This window comes from Tenacibaculum sp. A30 (assembly GCF_051200845.1).
Lineage (GTDB): Bacteria > Bacteroidota > Bacteroidia > Flavobacteriales > Flavobacteriaceae > Polaribacter.
On record NZ_CP195160.1, the window covers coordinates 1,614,383 to 1,637,544 of the forward strand.

Genomic DNA, 23,162 nt, shown 5'->3' on the forward strand with positions numbered 1-23,162 from the left:
ATATTAAAAGTTTATTGGATCAAATTTCGTTGGTAAATCATATTTTTTTGCAATTTCTAAAGCTTTATCCATAAACTCTTCATATCCTTTAGGTGTGTTTAGTTTAAATCGTCCACCTACAGGGTTTACTCTATTTAAAAGTTTATGGAGTTCATTACTTCCTTTTTTTGTTATATCTCCTCCATATTTCTCTAAAATAATGTATTGTTCATACATCTCTCGTTCAAGCTTAGTAGAACCTTTCATTTTATGAATCACAGAACCACTTTCTACAACATTATTCAGTAATTTACCTCGTTTAGGATTAAAGTGCTGAATGAAACGCTCTTTGAATTTGAATCATGATTAATCAATAGGTCTATTTTTATTTAATAGTTTAATATATTCATCATACGAAAGTCCATTTATAGAATCTTGCTTTAATTTAATAAGTATAGGTGTCTTTAAATTAAAGAACATTATTTTTTTAGGAATACACCCTTTATTTGCAGCATATATGTATGATTTTTCATCAACTTTATTAGGTTTAAAATCGTAAAAAGTAAAATTCCCATCAAAATCAGAACCTGCGTAAATTTTGGTAGAATCATTATAATACAACAATAAAATTGCTGAAGTATACTCCTTTGGTTGTGGAACTGGAAGTATCTTACCTGATAATAATTTCATCTTGCTGTTTTGTTGTTTCTCTGTAGTTGATATAACCTTGATTGGAGCTACTTTAGTAGAGCAAGAAAACAAGAATAAAATAATATATATATACCTTTTCATTTAATTAGAATAATATTTTTTCACTTCTTTAAACATAACATTCCATTGCCATTTCCAAAAACTAATTCTTGCAGAAGAAGAAGATACGTAATCTAAAAAATTTTCTTTTGTTAAGCCCTTAGAAAAATATGTTGATTGGATTTTTTTATTTGTAAATACTGTTTTTTCTATCTTCTTTTTTAGCATCAAAATTATTCTGTTTTTATCAATTTTCCTTTTTTGTAATGTTCTTTTTTAATATTAGGTATGATTTTACCATCTCTATCTATGTTTAATAAATATTCATCTGTTATGACCCAAACTCCATGCTTTAAATCATTTTTATATGTTCCTATTATTGTTTTTTTATCTTTTTTGTTTTCTAAATAGTATTTTCCGTGTCTTTTTCCATTTTTATATGATATATACTCTTTTTCTTTAGAGTCAAAATCTATTTTTGTGTATTTCCCATGCTTTTTACCGTTTTTATTATACTTGATAGTCTCAATAAAATCTTTGTTAAAAAAGACTTTTTTTGTCCATAAACCATACTTTTTCCCTTTTTCATAATAACCTTCTTCATAATAGGTGTGGTTATCTGTTATGAAAAAATATCCATGTAATTTATTGTTTTCATAGTTGCATACAGAAGCCATGTCCATAATTCCTATGGTTTTTATAAAACCTAACCATTCTCCTGTCTTTTTCCCATTTAGATATCTCTTAATATCAATACCTACAAGCTCACCTTTTTTTAAATGAGTTATATAGTAATTTCCTGATAGTGATTTAGATTTTCTAACAACCTCCTTAAATTCTAATTGTGAGAGTTTGATATACTTATTCTTGTCATATTCCTGCCCAAAACAAACATTAATAATGAATATAAAAAAGGTTATATATATATATTTATTTACCATGATATTTTTTAACTTCTTTAGTTATCATTTTCCATTGCCATTTCCAAAAACTAATGAGGTTATTAGGATTGTTTATTGTTACCCTTTCTCCATTTTCATAAATATAATACCCCATGTAATCCATTATGTTTTCCGTAGAGGATTTGTTAAAAGTAAAAAGTGGATTAGACAAGTCCATCCTGTCTTTTTTCTCTAACTTTAATTCATTTAACCAGTTTTTGTATTCTTCTCTTCTTTGTCCAAGAGTTTCATTTGTTTTTCCTATTTTCGTTTTATTAGGATATTCTTTGTACTTATTAAACCAATCTTCAATTTTTCTTTGTTCAGCTTCTATTGCTAAAATTTTATCTTTATAAATATTGGACGATTCCCAAACATGATGTAATCCTAATGCATGTCCTAATTCATGTTGATAAGTCTCTAAAGCTCCTCCTACTGAAGACGGAACTATTATAATATAGTTAGTATCTCTTGGGTAGGGATATCCATGACCTGCTTCTGTTCCTTTTTGATGAATCGCACTTAGAAAAAATATGATTCCATTGTTTTCCCCATTTTTAGTAACAAAGTCTTTGTATAATTTTTTATCAAAACCTTTATTCATTCTTGGAATCCCTCTTTTTCCTTCATCATCAACAAAAACATCTAATACTCCTTCTTCAATATAATTGTCAACATCAATAACCATTTCTTCTGTAGTTTCTTTTTCAATTTTAATTAAAGCCTGATTAAAACAGTTATTGGTTAATTTGTTAAACAGTTCCGATTCCCAATGTTCAGATATATTACTGAACGTTTGTTCATTATATCTATTATCAATCTCATCCCCTTTTACTTTTACAAGTTTTACCTTTAATACTAAATCTTCATCATTCTTAACCACACTAATCGCTCCTACCTTTTCATCATTCTTATCTAACAGGTCAATTGTTACATCATTACTCAAAGGCGAATTACAGATAATTTTTATTTGCTTACTCTCAGATTCATTTACTTTTACTTGTTCAGGTTCAAAACGTATACCTTCTTTTTCAGGCAATTTAATTATATCAACGTCTGTTGCTGTTCCTTCTAATATCTCAACTTCTAATTTAAGTTTTATATCCTCCTGTTGAGGAAACATACTTAACCAAGGCACAAAGTAATCTTCATCATGAATTTTAGTTAGAGTATATTCTTTTTTTAACTTTTCGTAATCTTTACATATAGTTTGATAATCATCTCTCATCCAATCAAAACCAAACTCTCCTTTGTAATTGTCTAGCCTTCTTAAATTTGCTATAAACTTTAATGCTGGTCTTACTTTTGGAAAAGTAATTTCCATTGTATTTCCTTTACCACTATCAAAAGAAGCTATTCCTTTGTACGTTCTTTCCTTTTCTTTAGTCATTTTTATTTACTTTTTCTTCAATAGCTATTAATTCTAATTTTGTTTGTTTCCCTGTGATTGAAACTCTTTTCAAAATATCGTTTTCTAATACTTTATCTTGGTATTTATAATTTAAGTTATCGTCTTTTAAATCAATGGTTATTGTTTCTCCCTCTGCATTTTCTGTTTCTATAACTAAGATAACTTTTTCATTTACCTCAATATCCTCCTGTTGTATTCGTTCTCCGTTCTTATTTTCAAAAAAGTACCTTTTAAATCTTGGCATAATATCTTCTTTCGCTTTATAAGGAGTTTCTTCTATAGGTGGTATAAAACTCTCTTGCCATGGTTTTATATAACGAGTACGGCTTTTTCTTCTCCAATCGGTACTATTATTAAAAAAACGATAATCTTGCATTGCAGGCGATATGGTTAAGGTAACCTGCATACCTTTTTGGTTATCAAAAACCTCATGGTAGTTTATAAGTACACCATCTTGAAAGTTGTATTGGAATAGCTCTACTCCATCAAAATCATCTTCATAAAAAACCACTTTCCCATCTCTTAATAAATAAAGATTAAAAGGATGACGTATTTTTTTATTGTCTTTTCTATCGGCTATAATCCATTCAATAAAGGTATCATCGTACATTTCTGGTTCAAAAGTAACGGTAAAAGCGCCTCCCATTAGGGCTGATGTTGGTTTACCATTCCAATCGGTAAGACGAATGTAATTTAAACTAGTAGAGATTAATTCTCGTTCCTCTCCACACACAAAGAGTTTGGCTTTTATATTCATAGTAATTTTCTTTATAGCTAAACACTGTTATACAGAAACTTAACAGCTTCTACATAAAAACATTGGTAACAAATTTAATAGAAATAAAATAAGAGCAAAAAAATAGATAGAAAAATAATTTAAAAAAAACTACTATATTTAAAGCGCTTAACAAAAAGAAGTTATAAAAATTGCTTTTGTGTTTAAATTGCTGTATACAATAAAAAATTAACATCCTTTATAACCCATAAGGTTAAGCAAAAAACAATACAATAACTTAAAATTACAATCTTATGGCATCAATTTCAGAAACAGGTCATGCAAAAAATGTAGCTAACTTTCAAGAACTAATATCTTTTTGTAAAGGATATGCAGAAACGTATAACCCTGTAAATACACGGTTAACTATTACTGAATTAGAAAAACTATATACCACTGCCTCAGAAAAATTAGAAGAAGTAGCCACTGCAAAAGCAGCGTATAGTAACGCAGTGAACAATCGTAAAAATGCTTTTGCAAACTTAAAATCACTAGCAACAAAAACACTTAATAGTTTTATAGTATCTGGCGCAGATGCGTTAGCTATTCAAAATGCAAAAACAATTAACAGAAAACTACAAGGGTCGTCAAAAAAAACAACTGTAGAAAAAGAAAAAACAATAGAAGAGTCAACAAACAAAACAATTTCCACCTCACAACAATCTTACGATCAGTTAATCAACCACTTTGCAAACCTCATACAAGTTTTAGTACAAAATACCATTTACAACCCAAACGAAGAAGAACTAAAAACAACTTCGTTACAGGCTAAACTTAACCAATTACAAGAAAACAACACAAAGCTAATTAATGCCTATACACAGTACAGCAATGCTATGATTCAAAGAAACAATACACTATACAATCCATTAACAGGCTTAGTACAAACATCAAAAGAAGTAAAACTTTACGTAAAAAGTATATTCGGTACCAAAAGCCCTAAATACAAACAAATAAGTGGGTTAGAATTTAAAGTTATAAGAAAATAACTAATAGCTTTATTATTAAAGCAAACTGCAGTTACACAAAGTGTAACTGCAGTATTTTTTTTATAAATGGTAAAAATAGTTAAGCTAACTGAATTTATTATTTTATATACTTCAATTATACTTTTTATAACTTCTTTAATATTTTTACTTACTGCAATATTATTTTTATCATAAACATTTATAAAACTATAAACTCAAATAACATATAAAGAAGTTGCAATAATAATTCTACTAACTTAAAGTTTTATTTTTACACTTTGTAAAACCTACTTTTTAACCAATTGTCTAGTATACCTTTTTCTTGTATCGTCTAAAGACACAAAATAAATTCCTGCTGATAGTTTTGAAACATCTATATTACTATTTCTAGAACTCATTTTTACTTTTGTAAGCAACCTTCCGTTAGCATTATAAATAGCAACTTCTCTATTTTTCCACAACTCATTATTTACTTGTAAAACTATAGAATTTCCTTCAATAGGGTTAGGTGAAAAGACAATTACATCTTTATCATTTACTAAAACTTGCCTTACATTTAAATTATCGGTTTTAGCACTACCACAATTTCCTATATTATTCCATCCATTTGAAGTTCTCTCATACAAAACATTAAAATAAACAACCTTATCACCAACCTGATAGTTTTGGGAAGAATCATATTGAGGCACACCATCACAAATATTTGTACTTGTTCCTCCATCTCCTTCTACAATATTTATAGTATAATCTTCAACCTCACCATAATCAAATGAACCACAAGAAGAAGGAGTATTATTGTATCGCATAGACACTCTCATTCTTGTATTACCTAATTTTGCAGTAGTAGGTACAGTAAAGCTTCCATTAACTGAATTATCAGTAGAAGCACTTTTAACCCACACTTGCTCTCCGTTATCTTCAAAATCAGAATCCTGATTATAATCAATCCAAACAGTATATCCTTCTTTATAAACTGTACCTGTCCATTTAGGAGTAATAGTAATTGTATTAGAGCTACCTCGTTCTAAATCAGTAGAAATACTAGTAAAATCTTGATATCCATTTGTAGCTCCTGAATTATTATTAATTGACCCAAGTGTTACATTCTGAATATATTCATCATTTACATTATTTCCTTTTGATTCACAATACGTTGGTACACTAACGCTTCCTTTACTTTTAGCTACTTCAATTAAGTACTCTAAACCAAGTTTCGCAAATTTTGCCGCATGCGTAGCATTTGCAGTTGGAAATCGGTCAGACGTATCGTTCACTGTATGAATATATGGACTTGAACCATTAAAAGAAGCCTCAAAAGGAAAAGCCGCATCATACCCTTGTTGTGCCCAACTATAATGATCGGAACAACCGTAATTACATCGTGTATAATCGTAAGTAAATTGATGACTTCCTGAAGCATTATAATGATCCATAAGGCTAGCTAAAAAAGCATTAAGGGTATTGCTATTATAACTATCATCAGAAATATAAACATCCTTTGGTGACCCTTTGTAATTCGTCATATCAAACTGCACATACGACAACACATTAACATTTCTATTTTTATAATCTTCAGCAATTTCTTTTGAACCTCTTAAACCAACTTCTTCGGCAGCAAATGCCATAAACTCTATAGTTCTTTTTGGTTCAAAATTCATTTCAAAAAGTACTCTTGCCATTTCAGTAATTGTAGCAATACCAGAAGCATTATCATCAGCACCAGGCGCATTCGTTTCTCTTTCTGGACTAACAGAGTCAATATGTCCACCTATAATTACATATTCATTAGGAAGATCACTACCTTGAATAGTCATAACAACCGAAGGCATTGTGGTACTATTGTGATTAACTATTCTCACACTAACATCAGACCTGCCACTAGCCATGGTTTCCCATTTCTGTTTTAAATCCAGAACAGCATCTTTTGCCTTTTGTGTAGTATGATATCTAGTACCATAGTTTTCAAGCTCTACTATTTGATTCGCAATATTTGTATTATTCACCAAACCCAAACTTTGATTTACAAGTTGGTCTTCACTAATAGTGTAAGAAGCTCTTTTATAATGCGATTTTTTACTTTGTAGCTTCTGAATTGTTTGTAAAGCATCTTTTTCAGAAGACTCATAAATAAACCCAGGACCATGAGTTAAAATCATATGGTGTAACTTTTCTGCCGCATAATCACTTAACTTAACAGCACTGAAGCCATTAGCAGAGGAAATAATTTTAATATCAGAAGGAGCAACTTCTTGCAGTTTTAAGGCGTCTTTAGTTTCAATGGTACCATAAAACATCTTTTTTTGGCTGTAAATAGTAGAAAAACTAAGGCACAGCAATAGTAGCGAAAGTAGAAAATACTTTTTTTTCATTTTTGAAGGGTATTAATATTAATTTAAAATTTTGCGTAAGTTATTAAAAATTAACATCATAGAACAACAATTGTTTTTTTAATTATCTTTTAGTTATAAACTTAATTCTAAAATTTATTCATTCTATCGCTCAACCAGTTTTGCAGTATATTCCTTTTTTTGCATCTTTATATACACACAAATTTTTGCTGCAAATGTTTTCAAAACATAGGATAACCAAAGCTTTTAAGAAAGCAAAAGAACTACCTTTAAACAAGGATTCTAAATACATTTTATTTTCTGATTGCCATAGAGGTGATAACAGTTTTGCTGATGATTTTGCTCACAATCGAAAAATATATCACTATGCATTATCTCAATATTTACAAAAAGAATTTACTTATATAGAATTAGGAGATGGTGATGAGCTTTGGGAAAATAAATTTGCAAATATTTTCAATGCAAATAAAAACATCTACTTATTACTTCAAAAGTTTCATCAACAAAACAAACTACATTTTATTTGGGGAAATCATGATATGAATTACAGAAAACCTAAAAACGTTGCTAAAAACTTTAACTCTTATTACGATACCATTGACGGAAAAAAGAAAGAATTAATGCCCAATGCTTCCTTTTCAGAAGCAATTAAATTGATACAAGAAAATGGGAAATCTATTTTTTTACTTCACGGTCATCAAGCAGATTGGTTTAACTATACTTTTTGGAAATTAAGTAGGTTTTTAGTTCGTTTACTATGGCGACCACTACAAATACATGGAATTAAAGACCCTACAAGTCCCGCTCAAAACTTTAAAGAGCTCATAAAGATAGAGAAACGTTTGGAAAAATGGATTAAAAACAATAATAACCAAATGATTGTTACAGGACATACACACCGTCCTCGATTTCCATCAGAAAACGAGCTTCCACATTTTAACGATGGTAGTTGTGTACACCCAAGATGCATTACTGGTTTAGAAATTGAAAACAATGAAATAACTCTTATTAAATGGCATGTAATTACTAATAAAGATGGTACCATGCAAATAACAAGAACAGTTCTTGAAGGACCTAAAAAAATAACTAACTACATTTAAAACCTTAACTCTTTCTTAACTTCAGGTATTACATCATATAACAATTTATTAAATTACACTTAATATTTACATTAAAAAAGAGAAATACTTTTGAATTACCTCTAACTTGAGGTGTATGGTCAATATAAATTTATTAGTTTTTGTCGACTATTTATTTGACTTACCATATACTGCCTTGAAAACAAGGCAGTTTTTTTAATATTTGCTTAACTTTAAGTTAACATTAGGGTTAGTAATTTGTCTCGACAAAAACTAATAAATTATCCTTAATGTATTACAAAAAAATACTTACAGCTGTAAGTATATTTATGTTGGCGCATATATATGCACAACAAGGAAAAGACTCAAAATTTGGTAATGGCTTATTTAATATCATAGGGAAAGATAGTACTTGGTCTATGAAAATGAGTGCCAGAATGCAATTCTTAGCAACTGCCGAATGGGATTCTAACAAAGATGGTTTATATAACCCAACATCTTCAATGTTAGTAAGAAGAGCTCGTTTAAAATTTAAAGGATTTGCTTTTTCCCCTAAATTAAAATATAAAATGGAGCTTGGGTTATCTAATAGAGATATTAGTGGCGCTTCTGAACACACAGGAAATGCACCAAGATATATATTAGATGCTGTTATAAAGTGGAATTTCTTTCAAAATTTTGAATTATGGTTTGGGCAAACCAAACTACCTGGCAACCGCGAGCGTATTATTTCTTCAGGTGATATGCAATTAGTAGATCGCTCTCTATTAAACAGCCGTTTTAATATTGATAGAGATATGGGAGTACAATTAAAACACCATTTTAATTTATCTGACAAGTTTATTGTAAAAGAAGCACTAGCCTTTTCTCAAGGTGAAGGAAGAAATGTTACTGTAGGCAACCTAGGAGGACATCAATATACCGCTCATCTAGAACTTTTACCTTTTGGAAAGTTTGAAGGTAAAGGAGATTATGTAGGTGGTGACTTAAAAAGAGAACAAACACCTAAACTTGCTATTGGTATGAGTTACGACTTTAATAACAATGCCGTAAAAACTAGAAGTAACCAAGGTACTTATATGGTTAATGATGAAGGATACTATCAAACAAACATATCAACCTTTTTTATGGACGCTATGTTCAAGTATAAAGGATTCTCTTTTATGGGAGAATATTCATACCGAGACGCCGAAGATCCTTTCGCAAAAAACTCAGACGGCACACTTACTGGAGAAATTGTACAAGTAGGAAGTGGTTTAAACCTTCAATCAGGATATTTGTTTTCTAAAAACTGGGAAATATCTGGTCGTTTTACTAATATTTCTTTAGATAAAAAAATCACAGGAAAAGGGACTGAAAATCAATATACAATAGGATTATCAAAGTATATTGTTGGTCATAAATTAAAAGTACAAACCGACATTAGTTACTTAGATATAGCGACAGCTACTAATCAATTAATGTATAGATTACAGGTCGACATACACCTTTAAATGATAACATAAACATAACATGAGAGCATTCTTGTGTAACTAAATTTGCAAAACTTAATTAAAAACTAAAAAATGGGAGATCCATATATTTTGATGCTAGTCGCTTTGGCTGTTTTAGCTATTGTAGACTTGGTTGTTGGAGTTAGTAACGATGCTGTAAACTTTTTAAATTCAGCAATCGGTTCTAAAGCAATTAAAGTAAGAAATATTATGATAATTGCGAGTGTTGGGGTTTTTATGGGAGCCGTAACATCAAGTGGTATGATGGAAGTTGCTCGTAAAGGAATTTTCAATCCTAACATGTTCATGTTCCAAGACATCATGTTTATTTTTATGGCAGTAATGATTACCGATATTTTATTACTAGATATCTTTAACTCATTAGGGATGCCAACCTCAACAACGGTTTCTATCGTATTTGAATTATTAGGAGCAGCTGTATGTATTTCATTAATCAAAATTGCAGCTAACGACTCTCAATCTATTTCAGATATTTGGAACTACATCAACCATAAAAAAGCGGTTGAAATTATAAACGGAATTCTACTCTCCGTAGTAGTTGCTTTCTCTGTCGGAGCTATTGTTCAGTTCTTTTCTCGTTTAATTTATTCATTTAATTTTGAGAAAAGACCTACCTATATAAATTCATTATTTGGTGGTTTTGCTATTACAGCAATTACTTATTTCATCATTATTAAAGGTATGAAAGGAACTCCTTTTTACAGTGATGTAAAACATTTAATTGAAGGAAACACCTTACTTATTATTGCTGGAAGTTTTGTTTTTTGGAGTGCTATTTCGCATGCTTTAATTCAATTCTTTAAAGTTAATATTTTAAAATTAATCATTGGTATTGGTACTTTCTCTTTAGCAATGGCTTTTTCTGGTAACGACTTAGTAAACTTTATTGGTGTACCAATCGCTGCATGGAACTCTTACCAAGCTTGGGAAATATCTGGAGTTGCTCCTGATGCTTTTTCTATGGGAATTTTAGCTAAAAAAGTACCTTCTAACGTTTGGTTATTATTATTAGCTGGAGCAATTATGGTTATTACTTTATGGACTTCAAGCAAAGCAAAGGAAGTAATTAAAACCGGTATCGATTTATCTCGTCAAGGTGATGGACATGAAAAATTTCAACCAAACCCTTTATCAAGAATCGTAGTAAGAAGTGCTATGGGTATCAATGCAGCTATCAGCTATATTGTTCCTCAAAAAACATTAGCTTATATTGATACTAAATTTCAAAAACCAGTAATAGAATTACCTAAAGACAAAACGTATGAAATGCCAGCTTTCGACTTAGTTAGAGCCGCTGTTAACTTAATTGTTGCGGGTATCTTAATTTCTATTGCAACTTCTATGAAATTACCTTTATCAACTACTTATGTAACTTTTATGGTAGCAATGGGTACTTCGTTAGCCGATAGAGCTTGGGGACGTGAAAGTGCTGTATATAGAGTTGCTGGTGTTATCAACGTAATTGGAGGATGGTTCTTAACAGCTATTACTGCTTTTGCTACGGCTGCATTAGTTGCTTACTTAATTAGCTGGGATAAAGTAATGATTCCTGTATTGTTATTAGTTGTTGCTCTTTTAATTGCAAGAAATACTTTACAACACAGAAAGAAATCTAAACAAGAGAAGAAGCAAGTACACATGGAAAGAGCAGAATTAATTACTATTAATGGAGTAATTGAAGAAAGTTCTGACCACATTGCTGAAGTTGCGCAACGTATTAACAAATTATACTCTAGCGTTGTGAAAGATCTAGCTACGCACGATTTAGTAAAGTTGCGTAAAACAGATAAGCACGTTACGAAACTAAACGATGAAATTGATAATTTAAAAGATGGTGTATTCTACTTTATTAAGTCGTTAGATGATACTTCGGTACAAGCAAGTAGATTCTATATCTTGATTTTAGGGTATTTACAAGACGTAGCACAATCGATTAGCTATATTTCTAGAGCTACGTACAAACACGTAAATAACAACCATAAAAACCTTAAAAAAGGTCAAATTAAAGACTTAAAGAGCATCGACAATACTCTTTCTAAATTATTAGAAGATATTAGTGAAACTTTTGAAAATAGAAGTTTTGACAACTTAGAACATATCATTAATGAGAAGAAAGAATTATTAAAAGATGTTTCTCAATCTATTGAAAAACAAGTAGACCGTATTAGAACCGATGAAACGAGTCCGAAAAACACTACATTATACTTTAGTATTTTAATCGAGACCCAAGATTTAGTTTCTGGTTTAATGAGTTTATTAGAAACATACGAAGAATTTCACGTCAGTACAAAATCTGCTGAAATAGACGCTTAACAAATAAAAAACCGAGTTACTTAGTAACTCGGTTTTTTTATTCCTTTTATTTCTTATATAGTCTTACTAGCTTCTTTTCATTGGTCTCATTAATCCTTCTTGAGCAACTGAGGCTATTAATCTTCCATCTCTTGTATAAATATTTCCGTTAGCAAAACCTCTAGCTCCAAAAGCGTTTGGGCTTTCTATTGAAAATAACATCCAATCATCAAAATTAAAATCACGGTAAAACCACATCGAATGATCTAAACTCGCTATTTGTGTATTTCCAAAATTAGCAATACTAGCATTCGGATTTAAACATGCTGATAAAATATTGTAGTCGGAAATATAAGTAAGTATTTGCTGCTTTATTCCTAATGGTAAATCTTTCGCATCTCCTTTCAACTTAAACCAAACATCAACCACAGGTGGTAAATCTTTACGATCTAACGGATTTACTATTTGCACAGGTTTAAAATCTATAGGTCTTTCAATACTTAAAAAATCTTTCATTTTTTGAGGTAGAAAAGCTCCAAATTGATCTAACACATCTGTCCAACTCAACAACTCTTCCGGTTGTTTTATGTCTTTTTTTATTGGTTTTTGATGTTCAAACCCTTCTTCTTCTTTATGAAATGAACAAGACAAAATAAAAATAGTTTTATCTTCTTGATGGGCCGTAACTCTTCTGGTTGAAAAACTGCCACCATCACGAATAGCTTGTACATTGTATGTTATGGGTAACTCTAAATTTCCCGCTTCTAAAAAATACGAGTGTAGTGAATGCAAAATACGCTCTTTAGGTGTTGTTCTATACGCTGCATTTAAGGCCTGAGCTAGTACTTGACCTCCAAAAACATTAGGACTTCCTATATCTCTACTTACTCCATTAAAGTTTCCATTTCCTAAATCGTCTAGGGTAAGTATATTTAATAATTCTTCTGTGTTTTTCATGTCTTAATTACAATAAAGAGTGTTAATTCTTTATACTTTTATTTTAAAAAGGCTTTATTAACCTAAGTTTTGTTGACTGAATTTTGTTCAAAAATAAGCTTTAAAATATGATTTCGAATACTATCAAACTACATGACTAAAAACTACTTGTACTCTTACAACTCATTATCCACCTTTTCTAGTATCTTTTTACTAATAAAAAAACAATATTGGGATTTATACCACTCCTTTATTCCAAACAGGCACTTTTAAAAATCTACTTATTTTTACCATATCGCTCAACAAGTATTCTTTATCTCCATGATTTAACAAGTTATAACGTTCACCACTTTGAGTAACTAAATTCACCTCGTAACAATGGTAACCTCCAGACTTGTTTCCTTCTACAAACTTTGATAATACTTGTAATGCATATACTTGTTGAAAAGGAACTATTTCACCATCTACCAACACATTTCTTTTATGTGAGTTTAGTTGTACTTTAGATCCAAATGAAAATAGTAAGAACATACCCACTAATAAAAACGGTCCACCTGAGGTAAAAAAGATTTTTCCTCCATACATAAAGGTTAATGGCTCTTTTGAAAACTCAAAAAACTCTATATAAGACCAAGCCACATAATTTAATCCCATTAAAAGGAAACTCCAAGCCATAAATTTCATATAAGAACTCGAAGTAATTTTATATCCAGAACTCGTTTTTCGTAAACGTTCGCTTAGAAAATTACTCCCTGACCCTTTAACTGGATTCCAAGAAATGTATTGACCTATAGCGTCTGTTGTAAAATCTTCAAAAGAAAATTCTATTTGTTTATTATTTGACGAGTTTTTCTTTCTTTTTGCCCAATAACTAGAACCAAACATACCAACAAACATAAAAGCTAATAGAGCTAACATTCCTCCTGTTTTATAGTAAGTGTATCGCTCTCTTGCAATACCCGTTTTTTGACTTGGAACACTAATTTCTAGGCGTTTAATATTATTTAAATCTCTTCTTGTAGGATTAGTAAGCTGTTGTAGCGAGTCTAGTTCTCGAACACTTTGTTGCACCTTCATTTCTCTTTTATGAAATGCGTCATACATATTTTGCAGCTGTGGAAGTGCTACAAAAATGAAGATTCCAATTGGAATTATTGCAAAAAACCAAGAGCTATTGAGAGATATTTTTTTCATATTGCTTTTTTAGGGAAACAAATTTGAGAAAAGTTTTTGGTTCCTCAATACAAAAAAGCCTTTACATTTTCATGTAAAGGCTTTTGATTAATAATATTCTGTAGTATTATTATCCTACAATATTTATGATTTTTCCTGGAACAATAATTACTTTTTTAGGTTCTCTTCCTTGTAATTGTGCTTGTGTTTTTTCGTGTTCCATTACCGTTTTTTCAATTTCGTCTTTGCTCATATCTAACGGTAATTCTAACGTAAAACGCATTTTACCATTAAAAGATACCGGGTAGTTCTTAGAACTCTCCACTAAATGTTTTTCTTCAAATTTTGGAAAAGCTACGGTTGCAATAGACTCGTTGTGTCCTAACTGACTCCATAATTCTTCTGCAATATGTGGTGCATACGGAGAAATTAGCACTAATAACGGCTCTAATATTTGTCTCTTATTACACTTTTGAGCAGTCAACTCGTTTACTGCAATCATAAAGGTAGAAACTGACGTATTGAACGAGAAGTTCTCTATATCTTCTTCTACTTTCTTAATCGTTTTATGTAAAGTTTTTAACTCATCTTTAGTTGGTTCAGCATCAGAAACGTTGATACCGTTTTCATCAGTAAATAATTTCCATAATTTCTTTAGGAAAGAATGCACTCCTGAAATACCAGATGTTTTCCAGGGTTTGGTTTGCTCTAACGGCCCTAAGAACATTTCAAATAAACGTAAACTATCCGCACCGTATTCTTCACAAATTAAATCTGGATTTACCACATTGTATTTCGATTTCGACATTTTTTCAACCTCACGACCAACAATGTATTTTCCGTCTTCTAAAATAAATTCAGCATTTTTGAATTCTTCTCTCCAATTCTTAAATGCTTCAACATCTAGCTCATCAGAAGAATTTACCAACGAAACATCAGCATGAATAGGTTGTACTTTTTTATCTCCAATCAATCCTTTAGACACAAACGTATTTGTTCCTTCAACTCTATACACAAAAGCAGAAGTTCCTAAAATCATTCCTTGGTTAATCAGTTTTTTAGCAAATTCATCAACAGGTAAGAAACCTCTATCAAATAAGAATTTTTGCCAAAAACGTGCATATAATAAGTGTCCTGTAGCATGTTCAGAACCTCCAATATATAAATCTATTTGCTTCCAATAGTCAACCGCTTCTTTACTTACGAATTCTCCTTCATTATTCGAGTCCATATAACGGTTAAAATACCAAGAACTTCCTGCCCACCCTGGCATTGTGTTTAACTCTAATGGGAAAACAGTTTCGTTGTCTATCAACTCATTACTCACTACTCTATTCTCAATACTATTCCACGCCCAAACCTCAGCATTTCCTAACGGTGGTTTTCCGTCTTCAGTAGGTAAATATTTCTCTACTTCCGGTAATACGATTGGTAAATGCTTCGCTTCAATCATTTGCGGCATTCCGTCTTTGTAATATACTGGGAATGGTTCTCCCCAATAACGTTGACGACTGAATACTGCATCGCGTAAACGATAGTTTATTTTTCCGTAACCAAATCCACGTTTTTCTAATTCGTAGATTACAGTTTTCATTCCTTTCTTATAATTTAAACCATCTAAGAAATCAGAGTTTGCTAATTTAATTCCGTCTTTAGCATCATTCGCTTTTTCAGAAATATCAACATCTGCAAAAATATTCGGAATCTCTAATCCGAAGTGTTTTGCGAAATCATAATCACGTTGGTCACCACATGGTACCGCCATAACAGCCCCTGTACCGTAGCTTGCTAATACGTAATCACCAATCCAAATCGGCACTTGTTTTCCTGTAAATGGGTGTAAAGCATACGCACCAGTAAACACTCCTGAAATGGTTTTTACATCTGCCATACGATCACGCTCAGAACGTTTTGCTGTAGCTTCTACGTAAGCTTCAACAGCCTCTTTTTGTTCAGCAGTAGTAATTTTCGCCACCAAGTCGTGCTCTGGAGCTAAGGTCATAAAAGACACTCCAAAAATAGTATCAGGACGTGTAGTAAACACGTCTATTTTAGCATCGTGTCCATCAACATCAAAAGCAACCATCGCTCCTTGCGAACGACCAATCCAGTTGGTTTGAGAGTCTTTTAAAGGTTGTGGCCAATCGATATTTTGTAATCCATCTAATAAACGTTGTGCATACGCAGAAATTCGCATAGACCATTGGGTCATTTTTTTACGAACTACAGGATGTCCACCACGTTCTGAAACTCCGTTTACGATTTCATCATTAGCTAGTACTGTTCCTAAAGCTGGACACCAGTTTACTTCGGTATCAGATAAGAATGTTAAACGGTATTGTAATAGTATTTCTTGTTGTTCTTTGTCAGAGAAGCTTTTCCACTCTTCCGCAGAAAAAACAGCAATATCTTCATCAGAAACTGCATCCACATTCGCGTTTCCTTCTGCTTCAAAGGTAGTTACTAAGGTTGCAATATCTTCTGCTTTATCAGTCTCTTTATTATACCAAGAGTTGAACAATTGGATAAAAATCCACTGTGTCCATTTGTAGTACTCAGGATTTGAAGTACGTACTTCGCGAGACCAATCGAACGAAAACCCAATATTATCTAACTGACGACGGTAGGTTTTAATATTCGTTTCAGTAGTAATAGCTGGATGTTGCCCTGTTTGAATCGCATATTGTTCTGCAGGTAATCCAAAAGAATCATATCCTTGTGGGTGCAATACATTAAACCCTTTATGACGCTTGTAACGTGCATAAATATCAGATGCGATATACCCTAACGGATGCCCTACGTGTAATCCTGCTCCTGATGGATAAGGAAACATGTCTAACACATAATATTTTGGTTTATCAGAATTATTTTTAGCTTTAAATGTACCTTGATCTGCCCAGTACTTTTGCCACTTTTTTTCTATCTCTTGGTGATTGTATTGCATTTGTAATCGCTTGTTTTAAAGGATGCAAATTTACAATTATCGTTTGGATGTGAAAAGCTATAAAAACAAAAAGGCTTCATTAGTACAAAACCAATGAAGCCTTTTATTTGTTTTAAATAAGTTTTACCCTTTAACCGGTACAGTAACTACAACGTTACCCCAACCTAAATACATATTAAACTCATCTTCTTCACCATCAAAAGCGATTGAGAAAGCTTCAATATTTTCGTTTGCTCTAGAAACTTTTCCTGTAACACGTACTACATCATCTGATTCGTTGTAAGAATAAGCTCCCCAAACATTTTTAGCAGTATTTAAAATAACCGTCCATTCTTTGTCTCCTGGAATGGTAAATAACGAGTATGTTCCTGCTTTTACTTCTTTTCCTCCAAAGTTTACATCTTTGTAAAAAGTAATTTCTGGGGCTTCATTTGCTCCTGTTCTCCATACTTTACCTGCAACTGCTAAACGAGATACAGGTCTTCTTTTTAACTGAGGACGACTATAAATAATTTTTACTTTTTTATCTGAATTTCTGTAACTACTTGGGTATGTAGCTGCATCCATCGGACTTTTATCTAAGTTCGAGAAATCTTGAGCTACAACTTCGTTAGAGAATACTAGAGCTACAGCAAATACAATAATTGATAAAATTGATTTTTTCATTTTTAAATTTTTAGTTAATAATTGGGAGATTTGTCTCCAAATTTAAGTAACCTTACTCGAAAATTAAAATTTATACTGTAAGAATGCCGTAAAGTTTCTTCCTGGCTCATGAATTCTTACCATTGGCAAATCTGCTTGGTTTTTATATGAAAAGTTTAAGTGGTTGATATAATTCTCATCAAACACATTTAAACAAGCTACCCCTAACGTAAAATTTTTAAACGGTTTTACCCCTAATTTTATATCAAAAGTTTGGTAACCTTCTGTTTCAGTTTCACCAAAAGAAGGAGCTATATCTTTTTGAGTTGACACTACGTTATACTGTGCTTTTGCCCAATACTTTTCTTTGTCTACTCCCATAGAAATTTTTGAAGTGAAAGGCGGATTCAACGGCAACGACTCATCAAAATCTTTGTTTTCTGTTTTTACATAAGCTACTTCTGTTTGAAAATAATAGTCATTAAACATTTGCAACTTTGCAGCTACTTCAAATCCAATTTTTCTAGCATCTTCAATATTGGTAAACACTTTTGTAAATTCTGGTTTTTGATTTGGCATAAATTTCCTTGGAATGGTTGGATCGACCACTGCTGAAATATAATCATCAAAAATTGAGTAGAACGCCGATGTTTGATAATGTAATTGCAAGTTGTTATTCAATCCTAGCTTTCCTTTTAATCCTAACTCAAATTGGTTATTTACTTCTGGTCGCAACATCGGGTTTCCTAAATATTCGTACGAATCTGAACCAATCGTAAAATGATTGATATAACGCTCAGCCATATTTGCAGTACGTACTCCTCTACCAAATGCAGCTTCTAAAATTGCTTTTTTAGAAAATGCGTGCTTTACCGAAATGTTACCGCTTACGTTAGTTTCGTTTGTTTTCACTTCTGGATATCTTGCCGCAAAATCTGCTTCTAAATCTTTGGCGTTAGCACTTACTAAATCTACTCGAACACCTGTAGTTAATATAGTTTTAGGTGCCAGGTTAAATTTTGCTTCAGAAAACACTCCGAAATCATTAATATAAGCATCTTGCCAAATCTTATCCACTTTAACCATAGGTGTTGGTAGCATCATACCATTCATCATTTTAATAGTACGTGTGCGATTTCCTTCTCTTTGTATATGGTTAACATCACTTCCCACAAACAAATCAAGGTTTTTATGCAAGTCTAACTCAAACTCTATCTTACCTCCTATGGTTGTTGATTTTACTGGTGATGAAGCAAAAACCATGTGATAATTCGGACGATTTGTATTCGTCATTAAATGATCTACATAGCTGTAAAAACCTTTGGTAGTAATTGTTTTTAAGGTACTACCTATATTTATTGCTTTATAATCTAGCGATACAATTGTACTGTTGTCATAATCGGTATCCATTGGTAAAGCAGCATGTTTTATGTCTCTACCAAACGATTGACGCCAATGTGCCTGCAAACGTTGATGTTCAGTAAGGTTATACCCTAATTTAACTCCATAATCGGTACTGGTGAATGATGATGGAATCTCAGTAGCACTTCCGTCTTTATAATCTCCAAAGTTTCGGTAGCCTACATTTCCTACCACATCAAACTTATTGGTAACATGTTGTAATTGTAACATGTTTACAAATGAATTTCCATTGGTTTCATATCCTGATGAAAATTTTCCGTGGAATCCATTTTCTAACATGTTATGATTTTCTGTCACCATATTTACGATACCTCCAAAAGTTGCTCCATATCGTACTGTGAAAGGCCCTTTGATGATTTCAATTTTTGAAATTTCTTCTGGAATAATGTGTGTAGTAATCGGATCCATTCTGTTCGGACAAGCATTTACTGCTTTTGTACCTCCATCGTACATCACATTTAACTGCTCGTAGGCAGCTCCTCTAAATGTTGGATCCATTGCATAGTTTCCTCTTTTTATCACCGAAAACCCGTTGATTTCAGAAAATAAATCTGCTACATTTTTAGGTTGAATTACCTTTTTTTGATAATCATTTTTAACGGTAGCATGAACAGGATTTGTTTTTATTTTTCCGTTAACGATTACTTCATTTAATTGTATAGTTTGTTGTTTAACTGTGTCTTTTTTTTGTTCTTGAGCAGACACTGCTATTGTGCAGATGCTAAGTAGCATCCATCCTAAATTTTTCATTAAAATTGAATTTAATTTTTACATAATTGTATAGCAACACCTATCAATTCAAATACTTTTTTGAATTGTTTACGATGTAAAAAAACTGTATGAAAAATTAAACTGTGGGTGGATGAAATACTTCCTGATTAAATGAAAAGTGATAGTTTTTCTTGTAAGAAAATGGTTCTTTTTCTTTTACAAATAGCTTTTCTTCTACCTCAACATTCAAAATAGAAACAAATCCGATAGGATATTCTTCCATCGAAATTCGCAACGATTTAAAATCGTCGTCTTGTTGTTTGTCGAGCTCTTTCATCAACTGACATTTACCGTTACACTTCAACTCTGGTTTGTCTTTGTTAATACACAATACTTTTGATATATAATCATAGTTTACTGCATACTCAACAAAAGGAGCTATAGGTCGTAACATGGCTATCATGTACAAGAACACTAAGGTATATATGCCTATTTGTTGTTTCAAAAAAAGGGTTTTTGTGGTTGCAAATTTACTACTTCTGCTATTATTTTCTTATAAAAAACTGTCTTTTATACACACTAAAAATCTTTTCGTTGTGCTTTTCTGTAAATAAAAAATACCGGAATTATTACCCATAAAAACAATACAAATAACGAGGTTATGAATCCTAGTGAGGTTCCGAAGAAATTTTTAAAAACCGCTCCTGTATATCCTAACAATGCTGAAATGTCTAATTTTAATAGTATGAGAATTCTTGATAAATCTATTGGGTTAAACGCAGTAGCTATAAGCGAAGCATTATCTAACGGATATTCTTGAAAAACCACCAATGAAATTAAAAATATACCATCATAAATTACCGCCATTAATAACCACACTAAAATTGCATACCCAAAACCTTTGATTTTGTTTTCGTGTGCTAACGCGATGTTGTATGCCAAGGCTACAAATATGAAGGTTAAAAAGCTTCCTACTGTTAATAGCATTAAAAAATTAGACGTGTCGCCTTGTAGCACTCCGTATAATAAAAACGGAATTCCTAAGCCTAAAACCAAACTCAAACTCAGCGAAATTGCCACTCCTAAATATTGACCTATAAAAATATGTGACCTTTTAATGGGTTGCGACAAGAGCAACTCTATAAACTCTCTTGAATTGTAGTAATACATCACTCCGAAAATGGTTCCTATTAACGGAGTTAATACAGTAATAATATTCATTAGCGAAATTACTGCTTTTGAGGTATCGTTGTTTAAAAACAGTAAAGCTGAACTTAGTAACAAATAAAAACTGAAGTACACATAGCTCCATCTACTTCGTACCAAATCGAAAAAACAGTAAGTTATAATTTTAATCATGATTCTTTATTAGTAGGTTAGCAATGGCTTGTTCTAAATCTTGTTTGTGGGTTTTGTTATACAGTTCTTCTTTAGTGCCTTTAAAATAAATTTCTCCGTCTAATAAAAACACAATTTCATCTGCCATTTCTTCAACAAAACTCATAATGTGCGAGGTTATTAAAATTGTTTTTCCTCGCTGCTTTTCTTCTTGAATCAATTTTTTTAGGGTGATGAGTGAAACTGGATCTAACCCCGTAGTAGGTTCATCTAAAATAAACAGATCGTTATCAAACATAAAGGTTAATACAATGTTTACTTTTTGCTTAGTTCCGCCTGATAAATTGCCTAGTTTTTTATCTAAAAAAGGTGTTAATCCAAATTTTTCGATGAGTTCTTGTTCTCTAGTTTGCTTGGGACGTAAGTTTTTAATTAGTTTTATTAATTCACTTACTGTATTGTTGTTCGGAAAATTTGCAATTTGCGGTAAATAACTAATCTCTTTTTTATATTCAAACTTGCGTAAAACCGATTTTCCGTTGATCTTTATTTCTCCTTTATCTAACAAAACCATTCCCAAAATACTTTTTATCAAGGTAGTTTTACCAGAACCATTCGGACCTAAAATGGCGAAAATTCCGTGGGTATTGATGGTTAAATCAAGCTTATTCAATACCTGAACTTTGCCAAACTTTTTATATACATTGCTAATTTCTATCATAATATTGCTGCATTAAGGGCGCTTCATCTACCAAGTTTTTAGGGGTAAAAACTGGAGTTACTTTTTCTGAAAAATTAATAATATCTACAAACAAACTTCGTAATAACACAATGGTTTCTGGGGTTTGATTTACGATGTATGAAAACAGTTTTACAGGGCGATACGGTACATCGCCTACGCCATTTTTATCTAAATCGTACCCAGTATACGAACTCCAATAATTTCCTTTAAAACTATTATCGTTTAACTTACTGTTATACGAAACATCGAATGAGTTGTTTAAAAAATTATTGTTTGTGAAAATATTTTTATAACATGCCCCCGCTACTTTTAACGCCCAACCATTATTACTAAAAGTGTTGTTGGTGTAATTTATGCGTGTAGCACCTTCAAGATTTATTGCTACGGTATTTTCTGAAAACTCATTCTGAACAATTTCGGCATCGTAAATTTCTTTCAACAACAAACCATAGGAAGCAGTTCCCCAGTTTTTCAAAAACTTGTTGCGGGTCATTTTTATAAATTTTGAAAACATTACCGCTACCCCCGCTCCGTTATTATTAAACGTATTGTGAAAATACTCGTTATTGTTTGAAAACATAAAGTGTAAACCATAACGCAAGTTATTATGGCTATGGTTGTTTTTTACCACGCTGTTTTTTACAAACTCAAAGTAAATTCCGTCGCGTAAATTATGCACCTCATTTCCTTCAATTTCTGCTTCAGAACAATGCCAAAGATGCACCCCGTTTCCTGCGCCTGCTTCGGTAGTTGCTTTACTTGAAATGCGATTGTTTTTTATTTTGATGTTTTTACTTTTTTCAATCAATAAGCCAAAGAACACATTTTCTAACGTTACTTCTTCAATGGTTAAATCATTGCTTTTTGACACATAAATTGCTGCAAAATCTTTTGTGTAACTTCTTCCTACGTTTTTAGCTGTGATATTTTTTAAAGCTACAGAATCAGTTGAAATTTTAAACACATATCCTTTCTCAGCTGCATCTATTACTACGTTTCCTTTTCCTACAATCGTTATCGGTTTTGTTACCGTTATATCGTACTCTTGATATACACCTTCTTGCACAAAAATTGTATCGTGTTTTTGCGCAGCATCAACCATTTTTTGAATGGTTTGCTGGCAAAATGCGCTACTGACTAACATCAATAAAAAAAATGGAAGTAATCTCATAAATAAGTGGCTTAAGCCTAAAA

The 23,162-nt window shown here is 31.7% G+C and carries 20 protein-coding genes; 4 read left to right on the forward strand and 16 right to left on the reverse strand.

Going from position 1 to position 23,162, the window contains the following annotated elements:
* Positions 1–3: 3 nt before the first annotated feature.
* From ACR9ES_RS07785 to tssD, 6 genes are all read right to left on the reverse strand, one after another.
* Complete coding sequence (locus tag ACR9ES_RS07785) at positions 4–246, reverse strand: hypothetical protein (RefSeq protein ID WP_047790771.1); 243 nt, start codon at positions 244–246, stop codon at positions 4–6.
* Between the two features lie 99 nt (positions 247–345).
* A complete protein-coding gene (locus ACR9ES_RS07790) occupies positions 346–771 on the reverse strand; it encodes a hypothetical protein (RefSeq protein ID WP_047790772.1) in 426 nt (141 codons plus the stop codon).
* Positions 772–957, reverse strand: a complete 186-nt coding sequence (locus tag ACR9ES_RS07795) for a hypothetical protein (RefSeq protein WP_047790773.1) — start codon at positions 955–957, stop codon at positions 772–774. It lies immediately after the preceding gene.
* Positions 958–962: 5 nt separating this feature from the next.
* Positions 963–1,670 carry a hypothetical protein gene (locus ACR9ES_RS07800; protein WP_047790774.1) on the reverse strand — a complete coding sequence of 236 codons (708 nt, stop codon included), beginning with the start codon at positions 1,668–1,670 and terminating at the stop codon, positions 963–965.
* Positions 1,660–3,060, reverse strand: coding sequence for a hypothetical protein (locus ACR9ES_RS07805; RefSeq protein WP_435253790.1), 1,401 nt, complete (start codon positions 3,058–3,060; stop codon positions 1,660–1,662). The genes ACR9ES_RS07800 and ACR9ES_RS07805 overlap by 11 nt, the downstream gene beginning before the upstream one ends.
* Positions 3,053–3,838, reverse strand: coding sequence for a type VI secretion system tube protein TssD (gene tssD, locus ACR9ES_RS07810; RefSeq protein ID WP_435253791.1), 786 nt, complete (start codon positions 3,836–3,838; stop codon positions 3,053–3,055). The genes ACR9ES_RS07805 and tssD overlap by 8 nt, the downstream gene beginning before the upstream one ends.
* Before the next feature lie 272 nt (positions 3,839–4,110).
* On the opposite strand from tssD, the gene ACR9ES_RS07815 reads away from it, so the two are divergent.
* Positions 4,111–4,845 carry a hypothetical protein gene (locus ACR9ES_RS07815; RefSeq protein WP_047787857.1) on the forward strand — a complete coding sequence of 245 codons (735 nt, stop codon included), beginning with the start codon at positions 4,111–4,113 and terminating at the stop codon, positions 4,843–4,845.
* A 266-nt stretch (positions 4,846–5,111) separates the two neighbouring features.
* Here ACR9ES_RS07815 and ACR9ES_RS07820 read toward each other — a convergent pair whose 3' ends face one another.
* The gene (locus ACR9ES_RS07820; RefSeq protein ID WP_435253792.1) at positions 5,112–7,118 is read right to left on the reverse strand and encodes a M20/M25/M40 family metallo-hydrolase; all 2,007 of its coding nucleotides are present in this window, start codon (positions 7,116–7,118) and stop codon (positions 5,112–5,114) included.
* A 269-nt stretch (positions 7,119–7,387) separates the two neighbouring features.
* Here ACR9ES_RS07820 and ACR9ES_RS07825 point away from each other — a divergent pair, with 269 nt between their 5' ends.
* The 3 genes from ACR9ES_RS07825 to ACR9ES_RS07835 all read left to right on the forward strand — a co-directional run bounded on the left by ACR9ES_RS07825 (position 7,388) and on the right by ACR9ES_RS07835 (position 12,078).
* Positions 7,388–8,272 (forward strand): metallophosphoesterase, encoded by an 885-nt coding sequence (locus ACR9ES_RS07825; protein ID WP_435253793.1) that lies wholly within the window; start codon positions 7,388–7,390, stop codon positions 8,270–8,272.
* A gap of 269 nt (positions 8,273–8,541) precedes the next feature.
* A complete protein-coding gene (locus ACR9ES_RS07830) occupies positions 8,542–9,744 on the forward strand; it encodes a porin (protein ID WP_435253794.1) in 1,203 nt (400 codons plus the stop codon).
* Positions 9,745–9,816: 72 nt separating this feature from the next.
* Positions 9,817–12,078, forward strand: a complete 2,262-nt coding sequence (locus ACR9ES_RS07835) for an inorganic phosphate transporter (RefSeq protein ID WP_435253795.1) — start codon at positions 9,817–9,819, stop codon at positions 12,076–12,078.
* Between the two features lie 66 nt (positions 12,079–12,144).
* Here the strand turns inward: ACR9ES_RS07835 and ACR9ES_RS07840 are convergent, their stop codons facing one another.
* The 9 genes from ACR9ES_RS07840 to ACR9ES_RS07880 form a co-directional block, all read right to left on the reverse strand.
* The gene (locus ACR9ES_RS07840) at positions 12,145–13,014 is read right to left on the reverse strand and encodes an acyl-CoA thioesterase (protein WP_435253796.1); all 870 of its coding nucleotides are present in this window, start codon (positions 13,012–13,014) and stop codon (positions 12,145–12,147) included.
* A gap of 216 nt (positions 13,015–13,230) precedes the next feature.
* The gene (locus ACR9ES_RS07845; protein ID WP_435253797.1) at positions 13,231–14,187 is read right to left on the reverse strand and encodes a hypothetical protein; all 957 of its coding nucleotides are present in this window, start codon (positions 14,185–14,187) and stop codon (positions 13,231–13,233) included.
* Between the two features lie 109 nt (positions 14,188–14,296).
* Positions 14,297–17,110, reverse strand: a complete 2,814-nt coding sequence (gene leuS, locus ACR9ES_RS07850; RefSeq protein ID WP_435253798.1) for a leucine--tRNA ligase — start codon at positions 17,108–17,110, stop codon at positions 14,297–14,299.
* 123 nt (positions 17,111–17,233) lie between these two features.
* Positions 17,234–17,776: a DUF2911 domain-containing protein gene (locus ACR9ES_RS07855; protein WP_435253799.1), complete on the reverse strand. Its 543-nt coding sequence runs from the start codon at positions 17,774–17,776 to the stop codon at positions 17,234–17,236.
* Between the two features lie 63 nt (positions 17,777–17,839).
* Positions 17,840–19,927, reverse strand: a complete 2,088-nt coding sequence (locus tag ACR9ES_RS07860; protein ID WP_435253800.1) for a TonB-dependent receptor domain-containing protein — start codon at positions 19,925–19,927, stop codon at positions 17,840–17,842.
* A gap of 97 nt (positions 19,928–20,024) precedes the next feature.
* Entirely contained in the window at positions 20,025–20,393 is a 369-nt protein-coding gene (locus ACR9ES_RS07865; protein ID WP_435253801.1) for a hypothetical protein, read from the reverse strand.
* Positions 20,394–20,467: 74 nt separating this feature from the next.
* The gene (locus tag ACR9ES_RS07870; protein ID WP_435253802.1) at positions 20,468–21,247 is read right to left on the reverse strand and encodes an ABC transporter permease; all 780 of its coding nucleotides are present in this window, start codon (positions 21,245–21,247) and stop codon (positions 20,468–20,470) included.
* Positions 21,240–21,947 (reverse strand): ABC transporter ATP-binding protein, encoded by a 708-nt coding sequence (locus ACR9ES_RS07875; RefSeq protein ID WP_435253803.1) that lies wholly within the window; start codon positions 21,945–21,947, stop codon positions 21,240–21,242. The genes ACR9ES_RS07870 and ACR9ES_RS07875 overlap by 8 nt, the downstream gene beginning before the upstream one ends.
* The gene (locus ACR9ES_RS07880) at positions 21,934–23,139 is read right to left on the reverse strand and encodes a nitrous oxide reductase family maturation protein NosD (protein WP_435253804.1); all 1,206 of its coding nucleotides are present in this window, start codon (positions 23,137–23,139) and stop codon (positions 21,934–21,936) included. The genes ACR9ES_RS07875 and ACR9ES_RS07880 overlap by 14 nt, the downstream gene beginning before the upstream one ends.
* Between the last annotated feature and the right edge of the window lie 23 nt (positions 23,140–23,162).